The organism is Enterococcus quebecensis, from assembly GCF_001730365.1.
Classification (GTDB): domain Bacteria; phylum Bacillota; class Bacilli; order Lactobacillales; family Enterococcaceae; genus Enterococcus_L; species Enterococcus_L quebecensis.
Map to the genome: position 1 here is coordinate 294,050 of NZ_MIKB01000012.1, position 12,413 is coordinate 306,462.

General features: G+C 35.0%; 11 protein-coding genes. 7 read left to right on the top strand and 4 right to left on the bottom strand.

All coding sequences use genetic code 11. The features are described from left to right. The first annotated feature begins 15 nt into the window (after positions 1-15). From BCR23_RS05785 to BCR23_RS05800, 4 genes are all read left to right on the top strand, one after another. Complete coding sequence (locus tag BCR23_RS05785; RefSeq protein WP_069634526.1) at positions 16-696, top strand: methionine ABC transporter permease; 681 nt, start codon at positions 16-18, stop codon at positions 694-696. Between the two features lie 32 nt (positions 697-728). Next, positions 729-1,562 (top strand): MetQ/NlpA family ABC transporter substrate-binding protein, encoded by an 834-nt coding sequence (locus BCR23_RS05790; protein WP_069634527.1) that lies wholly within the window; start codon positions 729-731, stop codon positions 1,560-1,562. Between the two features lie 14 nt (positions 1,563-1,576). Then, entirely contained in the window at positions 1,577-2,776 is a 1,200-nt protein-coding gene (locus BCR23_RS05795) for an amidohydrolase (RefSeq protein WP_069634528.1), read from the top strand. A 561-nt stretch (positions 2,777-3,337) separates the two neighbouring features. After that, positions 3,338-4,876 carry an ABC-F family ATP-binding cassette domain-containing protein gene (locus BCR23_RS05800; protein ID WP_069634529.1) on the top strand — a complete coding sequence of 513 codons (1,539 nt, stop codon included), beginning with the start codon at positions 3,338-3,340 and terminating at the stop codon, positions 4,874-4,876. Positions 4,877-5,044: 168 nt separating this feature from the next. Here the strand turns inward: BCR23_RS05800 and efaA are convergent, their stop codons facing one another. The 4 genes from efaA to BCR23_RS05820 form a co-directional block, all read right to left on the bottom strand. After that, positions 5,045-5,974: an Mn/Fe ABC transporter substrate-binding lipoprotein EfaA gene (gene efaA / locus BCR23_RS05805; protein ID WP_069634530.1), complete on the bottom strand. Its 930-nt coding sequence runs from the start codon at positions 5,972-5,974 to the stop codon at positions 5,045-5,047. Beyond that, the gene (locus tag BCR23_RS05810) at positions 5,971-6,828 is read right to left on the bottom strand and encodes a metal ABC transporter permease (protein ID WP_069634531.1); all 858 of its coding nucleotides are present in this window, start codon (positions 6,826-6,828) and stop codon (positions 5,971-5,973) included. The genes efaA and BCR23_RS05810 overlap by 4 nt, the downstream gene beginning before the upstream one ends. Continuing rightward, the gene (locus BCR23_RS05815; protein WP_069634532.1) at positions 6,825-7,580 is read right to left on the bottom strand and encodes a metal ABC transporter ATP-binding protein; all 756 of its coding nucleotides are present in this window, start codon (positions 7,578-7,580) and stop codon (positions 6,825-6,827) included. Before BCR23_RS05815 ends, BCR23_RS05810 begins: the two co-directional genes overlap by 4 nt. A gap of 156 nt (positions 7,581-7,736) precedes the next feature. Continuing rightward, on the bottom strand, positions 7,737-8,924 hold the full coding sequence (locus BCR23_RS05820; RefSeq protein WP_069634533.1) for a serine hydrolase domain-containing protein: 1,188 nt from the start codon (positions 8,922-8,924) through the stop codon (positions 7,737-7,739). A gap of 243 nt (positions 8,925-9,167) precedes the next feature. On the opposite strand from BCR23_RS05820, the gene BCR23_RS05825 reads away from it, so the two are divergent. The 3 genes from BCR23_RS05825 to BCR23_RS05835 all read left to right on the top strand — a co-directional run bounded on the left by BCR23_RS05825 (position 9,168) and on the right by BCR23_RS05835 (position 12,379). Then, positions 9,168-10,133: a ribose-phosphate diphosphokinase gene (locus tag BCR23_RS05825; RefSeq protein ID WP_069634534.1), complete on the top strand. Its 966-nt coding sequence runs from the start codon at positions 9,168-9,170 to the stop codon at positions 10,131-10,133. A gap of 126 nt (positions 10,134-10,259) precedes the next feature. Then, positions 10,260-11,156, top strand: coding sequence for an EamA family transporter RarD (rarD, locus tag BCR23_RS05830; RefSeq protein ID WP_069634535.1), 897 nt, complete (start codon positions 10,260-10,262; stop codon positions 11,154-11,156). Positions 11,157-11,233: 77 nt separating this feature from the next. After that, entirely contained in the window at positions 11,234-12,379 is a 1,146-nt protein-coding gene (locus BCR23_RS05835) for a cysteine desulfurase family protein (protein ID WP_069634536.1), read from the top strand. Positions 12,380-12,413: the final 34 nt, after the last annotated feature.

Sequence of the window (12,413 nt, forward strand, 5' to 3'; positions counted from 1 at the left end):
AGAGGAGTGGCGGATATGCAAGCTTTTTTACAAAATTATTTTCCAAATGTTTTACAGTTAAAACAGGAGTTTATCAATAGTACAATTGAAACACTTTATATGGTTTTTTGGACAGCGATTATTGCAGGAATTTTAGGCACGTTACTTGGTGTTATTCTTGTGACAACAGGTCCGCAAGGTATTTTAAAAAGTAGTTTCTTTTACAATATTTTAGAGAAGGTTATCAATATTTGTAGATCCATTCCTTTTATCATCATGCTGGCACTGATTCAGCCAATCACTCGTTTTTTAACAGGAACAACGATTGGTACAACGGCTGCTCTAGTGCCACTGGTGATAGGAGTGATTCCATTTTTTGCACGACAGATTGAAAATGCGTTATTGGAAGTTGATCCTGGTGTAATTGAAGCAGCAGAATCAATGGGAACCAGTCCTTTAGGAATTATTTTTAGAGTTTATTTAGTTGAAGGATTACCAAGTATTATTCGTGTCTCTTCTGTCACGATTATTAATTTAATTGGTTTAACTGCAATGGCTGGAGCAATTGGTGCGGGTGGTCTAGGAAATCTAGCAATTACAAGAGGCTATAATCGGTTTCAAACAGATGTCACAGTAGTTGCAACATTAATTATTTTAGTTTTAGTATTTGCCAGCCAATTTATTAGTAATACATTGATCAAAAAAACATCACATTAAAAAAATGAAAAATAAGAAAAGAGGAATTTATAATGAAAAAAGCAGTGAAGATTATCGGATTAGCAGTAACAATCGGTTTTGTATTAGCAGGATGCTCTGCGGGAAGTGCAAAAAGTGAAAAAAATGAAGTTGTAAAATTAGGTGTAGTGGGTGCCAATAATGAAGTATTAGAATCAGTGAAAGACCGTCTAAAAGGCGAAGGAATCGATCTTCAATTAGTGGAGTTTTCTGATTATACTCAACCCAATGCAGCTTTGGCTGAAAAAGAAATCGATTTAAATTCGTTTCAACATCAAATATTCTTAGATAATTACAATAAAGAACACAAGACGGATCTTGTTTCGGTTGGTAACACAGTTAGTGCGCCATTAGGGATTTATTCTTCAAAAATTAAAAACGTTAAAGAGTTGAAAAAAGGAGCAGAAATTGCTATTCCAAATGATGCGACAAACGGTGGGAGAGCATTATTACTATTGCAAACGGCAGGTCTAATCAAAGTTGATCCAGCAAAAAAACAAACACCTACAGTCAGTGATATTACAGAGAATAAGTTAGAGTTGAAAATCACCGAATTAGATGCGTCCCAAACAGCAAGAGCCCTTCAAGATATTGATGCTTCTGTAATCAATAGTGGTATGGCTGTGGATGCTGGTTTTACGCCAACTAAAGATGCGATTTTCTTAGAACCAGTGGACGAAACATCTAAACCATATGTCAATATCATTGTTGCTCGTAAGGACGATGAAAACAATAAAACCTATAACAAAGTTGTTGATGCTTATCAACAGGAAGAAACAAAAAAAGTTATTGAGAAAACATCAAAAGGCTCAAGTATTCCAGCGTGGGAAACGTTTGGCAGAAAGTAAAAGAGGTGAATAGAATGACTACATTGATAAGAGAATCAATTAAAGAAGAGATTAAACGAAATTCAACCGATGTGATTGCCTTAAGACGCCATTTTCATCAATATCCAGAAGCGAGCTTAAAAGAATTTGAGACAATCAAGCGAATTAAAGAAGAGCTAAATAAGTTGGCAATTCCTTTTGAAGAAGTAGGCGAAACAAGTGTTTTAGGCACTATTGAAGGTAAAAAAGGTTCTGGAAAAACGATTGTTCTAAGAGCGGATATCGATGCGCTAGAATTAGAAGATGCTACAGGAAAAGAATACCAATCTAAAAATCCAGGATTAAACCATGCATGTGGTCATGATGGGCATGCAGCAGCTTTATTAGGTGCCGCTAAAGTGTTGAAAAATCGTGAAGATGAGTTCTCAGGAACAATCAAGCTCGCTTTTCAACCTGCAGAAGAAATCGGTGCTGGCGCACGTCAATTTGTAGAAGGCGGTTTTGTAGAAAATGTTGATCAAGTTTTTGGTATTCATTTAGATTCGAATGTTCCTGTTGGAAAACTAGTTGCGACGAAAGGTGCTACGAATGCCTCTTGCGATATTTTTAAAATCGAAGTAGAAGGATTGAGCAGTCATGTGGCTCAACCGAATGTTGGTCGGGATGCTGTTTTGGCTGCTGCAAGTATTGTAGTCGAGCTGCAGAAAATAGCTGCTAGAGAGGTAAGTCCACTAGATCCTGTAGTTGTTGGCATTGGTGTGTTAGATGCGGGAACTAGATATAATATTGTAGCGAATCATGCAAGAATAGAAGGGACAGTTCGAGCCTTTAGTCATGAGACGCGAGCGTTTGTTTTAAAACGTGTGGAAGAAATTGCTAAGCAAATTGCTGAAGCACATCGAACGAAAATTGCATCATTTCATATTCATGATGCAGCAGGTCCGTTGATAAATGATGATACAGCAACAGAACTAGCGCAAAAAGTAGCAACTGAGATTGTTGGCAGTGATAATGTAGTAACAGACTATACAAAGAGTTTAGGCGCAGATGATTTTGCTGATTTCTTACTTAAAGCACCAGGTGTATATGGTCGTGTCGGTACTAGAAATTTAGATAATCCTGATACACAATACGGTCATCATCATGAAAAATTTGATATTGATGAAGCTGGATTGGCGCTAGCGACAGAATTTCATGTGGGGTATGCGCTGACGTATTTAAGTTTAAATGAATAATGATTAAAAGTGCAAGCGTGGAAGTTTAAAAGATTTCTTGAGCTTGCGCTTTTTTATGTATACTGTTTTTGAAAAAAACAAAATAATTCAGTACTTTACCCAGAGAGGATAGATACTTATTTTATCAATATTCTTGCTTTTCACAACAATTATGTTAAAATATCTTCTGTAAAGAAGGGTGATTAAGAATGTTTGTTCTTTCAGATAAATTTGTAAAAAGAATCAGCTCCCAACAAATGAATGTGATGAAGCATTGTTGTGGAGCCTAATAAAATGAACGCTTCATCGTTAAAGGCGAATACTAAATTTTTTTAGACTATCAGCTAGTCTTATTTAGTGTTGTTTTAACGATGAATCATGATTTTTTAATAGCGCTGGTTAAAGGACAACGTGTTTCGTACGTTGTCCTTTGTTGATATGAAACGAGGGATAAGATAGGGAAGCCTATTTGGTCGCTTGTTTTTTTGTCTTTCTAATAAGACATTTCGCATAAAAACTAAAGCAATTTAAATTGTTGAACAGTGTAATTTATAGTAAAAATTCAGAAAAGAGGAAGAAAAAATGAGTTTATTAACAATAGAACACCTAACGCAACGTTTTGGTGAAAAAATCTTATACGAAGATGCGTCTCTTCGTGTCAATAAAGGTGACCACATGGGATTAACTGGTCAAAATGGTGTGGGGAAATCAACGTTAGTCAAAGTTTTAACAGGTGAAATTTTAGCGGATGATGGAACGATCACTTGGCAAAATAATATCAAAATCGGATACTTAGATCAGTATGTGGAAGTCATTGGAAATAGTACAATCAATGACTTTTTACACCAAGCGTATCAACCACTTTATGAAATAGAAGAGAAAATCAATGGATTATATGCTGAGTTTGGTGAGACCAGTGAAGGTAAATTATTAGAGAGAGCTGGAAATCTACAAACACAATTGGATGAAAGTGACTTTTATCAAATTGATACAATTATTAATGATCTTGCCAATGGGTTAGGAATTGAAGCTATTGGTCTGGATCGTTCGATGAAAGAATTAAGTGGTGGACAACGGTCAAAAGTGATTTTAGCAAAATTGCTTTTGGAAGAACCTGATGTTTTACTACTAGATGAACCAACTAACTATCTGGATGATACCCATATCAAATGGCTGATTGACTATTTAAACAATTTTGACGGAACGTTTATTATCGTATCTCATGATTATCATTTTTTAAATGCTGTGACCAATTGTATCTGCGATATTGAGTTTGGCAAGCTGACCAAATACACAGGAAATGTCGAAAAATCCTTTGCACAAAAAGAGCAAAACAAAGAAAGCTATTTAAAACAATATCACGCTCAACAAGCAAAAATTGAGAAAGCGGAAGCCTACATTCGCAAATACAAAGCAGGAAATCGAGCAACCATGGCGAAAAGTCGCCAAAAACAATTGGACAGAGTGGAACGCATGGCACCTCCAGGCAGTTTGATGAAACCTCAAATCGTATTTCCCTATCAATCTATTGTGGCAAGTCTAGCGTTAATTACTAATGGCTTGGTGATTGGCTATAGTAACCCGTTATTAGCACCAATCAATGTATCTGTTCATAGCGGTGAAAAAGTTGCTATCAAAGGATTTAATGGAATCGGTAAATCTACATTGATCAAAACTTTAACGGGAAAAATTACTCCCATTAGCGGCGAATATCAATATCCAGCTAACACAAAAATTGCTTATTTCTCTCAAGATTTAACTTGGAAAAATGATTATTTGACGCCCTTAGCGTATTTAAGTGATTGCTTCCCTAAGAAAACAATTAAAGAAATTCGAACATATCTAGCTAAATGTGGGTTACCTGATAAATTGGTAAATCAACAGTTGCGATTATTAAGTGGAGGAGAGCAAACGAAAGTAAAATTGTGTGAGCTGACCATGGATTCCAGTAACATTATTTTTTTAGATGAACCTACGAATCATATTGATATCATAGCTAAGGAGAGCTTACGACAAGCAATTCAACAATTTCAAGGAACGATTGTGATCGTTTCTCATGAGGAAGACTTTTATACAGATATTACAGATCGTGTGATTAACATTGAAGAAATGATTCAATAAGAAAAACTGGGGTTGGGAAGAAAGTATTTAGCTTATTTCCGAAGGCCATCAATTTTTAGAAGTTGATATGAATAGAGGCAATGGTTAGTCTGCTTTCCTCTTAACGCTTATTGCGATTTTAAGGGTCTGAGGTATAACTCAAAGAGTTATACCTCAGACCCAGTTTTTTTATTTTGTTAATCCATCATGGATTTCATCTAAGTTCCATTTCATCATGGCATAATAACTATCGCCATCTTCGCCTTTTTTAGCAATGGAATCAGTAAAAATTGTACTGTAAATCGGTAATTTTGTTTCTTTAGATACTCTTTCCATACTTCGTTTATCGACACTTGTTTCAACAAACAACGCAGGGACTTTGGTTGAATGAATTTTATCTATGATTTGTTTCATTTGATCTGGCGTGCCTTGGTTTTCTGTATTGATTTCCCAAATGTAAGCAGCTGTTAAACCGTATGCTTTAGAGAAATATTTAAAGGCACCTTCACTAGTTACTAATAATTTTTGATTTTCTGGAATGTCAGCAAATTTTTCTTTTGCCTCTTTGTCTAAGACTGAAAGTTTTTCGATGTATTCCTTGGCATTTTTTTCATAGATTTCTTTATTTTTAGGATCTTTTTCGCTTAAAGTATTTCTGATTGCTTCTACATAAGAAATCCCATTTTGAATATCTAACCAGGCATGAGGATCTTGTTGATTTTCTTGTCCCGCACTTGTTAAATACATTGGTTTTACTTGTTTACTTACAGAAAAATAATCTTGATTTTCTTTTTTCTTCGCTGTTTCCATCAACTTGCTGAACCAACCATTGCCGCCAGTTTCTAAGTTTAACCCATTGAAGAATAAAACATCTGCTTCTGAGGCTTTAGCAACATCTTCTGGTAAAGGTTCGTATTCATGAGGGTCTGTTCCCACAGGGACAATACTATGCAAATTGACTAATTCTTTTCCAACATTTTCTACCATATCAGCAAGAATAGAATTGGTGGCAACGACATTGATTTTATCTGACTCTGACTTGTCTGTCGCTTTACCTTGACAGGCAGCTAGTAAAAATAAACAAGTTAAAGTTGTAATGATCATTATTTTTTTTCTCATGATGTAGGTTCCTCCGTTTTCTGTTTATTGACAAAAAATAGTCCTTTTTTAGGTGAAAATAGAAAAGCTAAAATGAAAAATGCTGCAGCAGTTAAAACAATAGTAGCCCCTGAAGCTAAGTTGTATGAGTAACTAAAGAATAAGCCAATGATTGAACTCAGTATCCCAAAAAGAGAAGCTAAAGTAATCATTGTAGGCAAATGATTGGTTAAAAGATAAGCGGTAGCAGCAGGCGTGATCAACATAGCGATCACTAAAATTGTTCCAACAGTTTGTAACGATGAAACAGCAACTAAAGTTAATAAAAACATCAAGGCATAATGGAAAAATTGAACATTTAATCCATATGCTTGTGCCATCGTTGGATCAAAGGAGGTAATTTGTAATTCTTTATAGAAAAGACCAACAAAGATCAAAACGATGATGCCAACAATTACAGTGATCAAAATATCAGAATCACGAACTGCCAAAACATTACCAAAGAGGATATGGTAAAGATCGGTGGAGCTTTGCGCAAATGAGATCATGATGATCCCTAGAGCAAAGAATGAGCTGAAAACAACACCAATTGCTGTATCATTTTTTAACTGACTTTTTTGTGTAATAAAGCCAATCAATAAAGCAGCCAAGATACCAAAAATCGAAGCACCAAAGATATAATTTACCCCGAACATGTAAGAAGCTGCTACTCCTGGTAATACTGCGTGTGAAATGGCATCTCCCATGAGAGACATTCCTCGTAAAACGATAAATGAACCGATAATCCCAGAAACCAATCCCACGATGATTGAAGTGATCAAAGCGTTTTGTAAAAACTGATAGCGAACCAAACCGTCAATAAAATTTGCAATCATGCGTCAGCCACTCCTTTTATAATGATATCTCCCATTGTTTCTCCATAAGCTAATTGGATATTCTTGTTGGTAAATGTTGTTGTCACAGGTCCGCAAGCGATTAATTTTTTCTTCAAAATAATCACATCGTCAAAATAATGAGCGACTTTGTGGAGATCGTGGTGAACGATTACGATCGTTTTACCTGCATCTTTTAATTGTTTGAGAATATCCATGATTACTTTTTCACTTGTCATATCAATTCCAACAAAAGGCTCATCCAAAACGATAATATCTGCACCTTGAGCAAGTACTCTGGCGATAAAAACTCGTTGCAATTGGCCACCGGACAACTCACCGATTTGTCGTTTAGCAAAATCTTCCAATTGAACAGTTTTAAGTGCTGCGAGAGCTTTTTCTTTTTCCTGTTTTTTTGGTCGCTTCAGTAAACCTAGCTGAGGATAAGTTCCTAAAAGAACAACCTTCATTACATTGATTGGAAAAGTAAGATCTAAAGCACTGCGTTGTTCTACATAAGCAATTCGTTTTTTCTGAGTATCAATTGCTTGATCTCCTAAAAGCACAGCTCTGGAATCGGCCTTAATCAATCCTAACATTCCTTTTAGAAAGGTTGATTTTCCTGCACCATTTGGACCGATGACTCCAGTAATTTTTCCGGCAGGTATTTGTAACGAAATATCGATTAAGGCCTTTTGACCTTGATAACTAACAGTTAAATGTTCGATTGTAAGATTATTTTTATTTATAGACATAAAAAAACCTCCTTTTTAGGTTTGCCTTAAAATTAGTATATGATAAATTAAGATTAAAATCAATCCATTTTTTAGGGAGCCCTAAAAATGCTTGATTAAGAGGTTGAGAAAAAAGTTTGCTTCCTTTTTCTCAACCTCTTTTACCATATATTAAGTTTAATAAGATCCAAGTAAATCAAAAATATTTTTTGATAATTCTTGGTATATTTTGGCACCCGGATATTCATTTGTAAATAAAATAACCGAATTTTTTGTATCTTTTGAAATAAAGGCATTTGTTTCAAAACCTTCTTCCACACCATGACCTTGAACATAGTTAGAAAAATTGTAGACACCACCCATATATCCTTTTTGAGTTTCCGGCGTCCATAGAGTGTTCATCGTTTGATGATCAACAATTTTTCCTTCTAACAAGTTGTAGTAAAATAGATATAAGTCCCCGGTTGTCATGGCTATATTTCCTGTGCCGACTTCTTGGTTGAAAAGTAAAGGTTTATCTTTGATTTCTGAGCTAAAATCTTTACCATTTGTTCTTGCGTAGGCATAGGTTCGATTATTTGAAGTTAAAAAATTATTATAAAACATAGTATGTGACAGTTGGAGATGTTGATTAAACATTTGATGAAATAATTGTTGGTAAGAAGCATCTGTTAATTTTTCTAATATTCCCACCAAAAGAAAGTAGTTGATAGCATCGTACTTAAATTTGCCATAATCGCCCATTGTTACATTTGAAAATGCAAATCGAAGAAAAGCATCATCGGACATCATATTTGTAGCTTTTACTTTTTGACATAAACCAGATGTCATGGAGAGCAATTGGCGAATTGTTATGTTCTGGCTATCAGGGATAGTTGGATAGAAGTGATCTAAGGTCTCATCCAATGATAATCTTCCAGCTTGAATTTGCTTTAAAATTAGAGTGGCAGTCATTCCTTTTTGAATTGACCCAATTTGGAACAGAGATTGATAAGTATTTGGCAGCTGTTTGCCGAAGTTTGCATAGCCAAATCCTTTTTGCAAAATGATCTGTCCATCTTTGATGATTAGAGCTGTTCCGATAAATTGATTATCACTTAATTTTTGATCTATTTGTTTTGCTAAATCAGAAGTAGGTTTTACTTCTTGATTAAAATTTTCTGCGTGCTGAGCGTCTTTTGTAAGTCTGGTTATTGATTGGGAAGTTTTAACGTTTGGCTTGGTTGTATTGTTTTGAGAAACAGAATTAGAATGGTTTTGGAAAAATAAAAGATACAATTCAGATACGACAAGAATCATCAAAATCAGGATTACTAATGTAGGTATCCAGTTTTTCTTTTTTTTTTGATGTTTTCTGTGATGCATGATTTAACCTCCCTCAGATTATTACTTAATTTTACTCAGCAACTTAGGAAAAGCAAGGTGAAACTAGTGGATTTAACGAACAGTTTTGTAAGCAAAGAAATCTTCTTTTAAAAGTTACCGAAATTTCAAATAATTGTCATATAAAAGCAAAAGATCAATGATTTTTTAGCCAATCAATGTTAGAATGTAATTTGAACTTTCCAATTATTAAGAATAGAAAATATCTAGATCACGGAGGAAATCATGACCCAAAAATACCAGGATAAAACATTACGAATCTTTAGTTTGAATGCCAATCGACCTTTAGCTGAAAAAATTGCTGAAGTAGTCGGTACTGAATTAGGAAAAAGTACGGTTCGCCAATTTAGTGACGGAGAAATTCAAATAAATATTGAAGAGAGTATTCGTGGGGACCATGTTTTTCTTGTTCAGTCAACCAACCTTCCAGTAAATGACCATTTAATGGAATTGTTGATTATGATTGATGCATTAAAACGAGCAAGTGCCAAAACTATTAATGTGGTGTTACCATATTATGGATATGCCAGACAAGACCGGACGGCTAAACCAAGAGAGCCGATCACAGCAAAATTAGTTGCCAATTTATTGGAAGAAGCAGGTGCAACTCGTGTACTAACACTCGACTTACATACAGTTCAAGTACAAGGTTTCTTTGATATTCCAGTGGATAATTTGTTTACGATGCCGCTTTTTGCTCATAACTATCGCCAGCAGAAATTAATTGGAGAAGATATTGTTGTGGTTTCTCCTAAAAACAGTGGTGTTCAGCGTGCTAGAAGCTTATCTGAATATCTTGATGCGACGTTAGCAATCGTTGATCAAGATGAAATTGACGGCATTCGTTCAGGTTATGTTATTGGTGAGGTTAAAGACAAGACGTGTATTTTAGTCGATGATATTTTAAATACAGGAGAAACGATTGCGACAGCTGCCGAGATTTTAAAAGAAAACGGAGCAAAAAGCATTTATGCCTGTGCCTCTCATGGTCTACTTTCAAAAGGAGCCAAAGCAATATTAGATGCGTCACCAATCGAACAAATTTGTGTGACAGATTCTGTCTTCATTTCTGAAGAACGTAAACCAGACGCTTTAAGTATCGTTTCTTGTGCTGAGTTGATGGGTGAAGCAGTGAAACGAATCCATGAAAATACGCCAATGAGTCCGCTATTTCGTTTAGAAGAAAAATAAATAATTATCTATTTAAATAAAGAAAGAAGTTCAGCTGTTAATTTACTCTGAACTTCTTTTTATCATTTTGATTATTCAAATAACAAAGTACTTACATAAGATCAATATAAGAGAGGAGCTACATGGATGAAGGAACAGAAGAAGGGTGTTTTGTTAGGATTTATTGCATATATATTTTGGGGGATTATTCCAATTTATTGGAAGTTGATGCCTAATGTAGATCCGTTAGATATTTTATGTTACAGGATCGTTTGGTCATTTTTATTTATGATTGTCTACATTTTAGTCACGAAAAAATGGTCTTTATTTTTATCTGAGGTTAAGACGGTATTACAGGATAAGAAAAAATTATTTGCTATTATTTGTGCGGCTATTTTGATTTCAGTGAACTGGTTTACCTTTATTTATACAGTCAGTCAAGGACACGTTACTCAAGCGAGTTTGGGTTATTATATGAATCCTTTAGTGAATGTGTTGCTGGCAACGTTGATATTGAAAGAAAAATTAAGTCGTTCTGGTATAATCGCTTGTGGATTGGCTTTGGCAGGTGTTATTTTACTAACTGTTCAAACAGGAGAAGTTCCTTTTGCACCGTTGGTTATGGCTATTACATTTAGTTTTTATGGGTTGATCAAAAAAGGTGTTTCGGTGAGTTCATATACGGGTTTGACAATTGAGACGTTTGTTATTTTACCAGTTGCTATGATTTATTTATTGTTTTTTTCACGCCAAGGATTTATGAGCTATGAAGTATCTACCAATTTATTATTGATAGGTGCAGGAATCGTTACAGCAATTCCACTATTACTTTTCGCTGAAGCGGCAAAACAAATTTCTTATATTATTTTAGGTTTTATTCAATATGTTGGACCAACATTAATGTTGATATCTGCTATCTTTTTATATCAGGAGCCTTATTCAGTAGAACAATTTATTGCATTTAGTTTTATTTGGTTGGGAATTGCTGTTTTTACATATGGCAATATTTATACGTATCGAAAAGAAAAACGTTTTGAAAAGTAAAACAATCAATCTTTGAGGATCATCAACAGTTATGGTAAACTAATTCCAATAAAACTGATATAGAGAGGACGAGTTTTGTGGAACCTATTTATTTAGATCACGCAGCAACAACACCAGCTCATCCAGCGGTTATAGAGATAATGACAGATGAAATGGCGAATACTTTTGGCAATCCCTCCAGTATCCACGCATTTGGTAGACAAGCTCATCGTAGATTAGAAGACATCAGGCAAGTGATCGCAGCGAGTTTGCAAGTCAAGCCACATGAAATTATTTTTAATAGCGGAGGGACAGAAGGGGACAACACGGCAATAATTGAAACAGCACTTTCTAGAAAAGACCATGGCAAGCATTTAATTACGACAGCAATTGAACATCCGGCTGTTTTAGAAACAATGAAATATTTGGAAAGTCTAGGCTTTGAAGTAACATACCTACCTGTTAATGAAAAAGGTGACCTTGTTTTGTCTGATTTTGAAGAATCGTTACGGGAAGATACAATTTTAGTATCAGTTATGTACGGCAATAACGAGATAGGAAATCTTTTACCAATTAAAGAAATAGGCAAGCTATTGAAGACACATCAAGCCTTTTTTCATACAGATGCTGTACAGGCTTATGGAGCGGAAGGGATTTTACCTCATGAATTTGGGATTGATTTGTTAAGTATTTCCGCTCATAAAATTAATGGACCAAAAGGTGTTGGTTTCTTATATAAAAATGATGAGATTTCTTTGCCTTCATTTTTTCATGGTGGTGAGCAGGAAGAAAAGCGTCGAGCAGGAACTGAAAACTTGGCTGGTATCGCTGGCATGGGAAAAGCGGTTGAGCTTTTGACAGCAAGTGAAAAACAACAACGTCATGATAAATATGGTGTTTTTCAACAAGTTATTTTAACTCAATTGGATAAAGCCGAGATTGAATATCAAATAAATGGCAACCCTAAAAATAAATTAGCGCATATCTTGAATATCTGGTTTAAGGGTATATCAAGTGACTTATTATTGATGCATTTGGACCTTCAAGGCATAGCAATTTCGACTGGATCAGCTTGTACGGCAGGTACGGTAGAACCGTCGCATGTACTAGAAGCCATATATGGCAAGAATCATCCAGCGATTAAAGAATCAGTGAGAATCAGTTTTGGTTTAGGAAATGATGAAGCTCAAATCAAGGAGTTTGGAAATATCTTGATCAAAACAATTCAAAAAATTAAACAATAATCCGACAAAAAGAAGATTAGAGCTAGCAAAAAGA

Coding starts and splice junctions, on each gene's coding strand:
- BCR23_RS05785 (WP_069634526.1), top strand. CDS start 16: ATGCAAGCTTTTTTACAAAATTATTTTCCAAATGTTTTACAGTTAAAA.
- BCR23_RS05790 (WP_069634527.1), top strand. CDS start 729: ATGAAAAAAGCAGTGAAGATTATCGGATTAGCAGTAACAATCGGTTTT.
- BCR23_RS05795 (WP_069634528.1), top strand. CDS start 1,577: ATGACTACATTGATAAGAGAATCAATTAAAGAAGAGATTAAACGAAAT.
- BCR23_RS05800 (WP_069634529.1), top strand. CDS start 3,338: ATGAGTTTATTAACAATAGAACACCTAACGCAACGTTTTGGTGAAAAA.
- efaA (WP_069634530.1), bottom strand. CDS start 5,974: ATGAGAAAAAAAATAATGATCATTACAACTTTAACTTGTTTATTTTTA.
- BCR23_RS05810 (WP_069634531.1), bottom strand. CDS start 6,828: ATGATTGCAAATTTTATTGACGGTTTGGTTCGCTATCAGTTTTTACAA.
- BCR23_RS05815 (WP_069634532.1), bottom strand. CDS start 7,580: ATGTCTATAAATAAAAATAATCTTACAATCGAACATTTAACTGTTAGT.
- BCR23_RS05820 (WP_069634533.1), bottom strand. CDS start 8,924: ATGCATCACAGAAAACATCAAAAAAAAAAGAAAAACTGGATACCTACA.
- BCR23_RS05825 (WP_069634534.1), top strand. CDS start 9,168: ATGACCCAAAAATACCAGGATAAAACATTACGAATCTTTAGTTTGAAT.
- rarD (WP_069634535.1), top strand. CDS start 10,260: ATGAAGGAACAGAAGAAGGGTGTTTTGTTAGGATTTATTGCATATATA.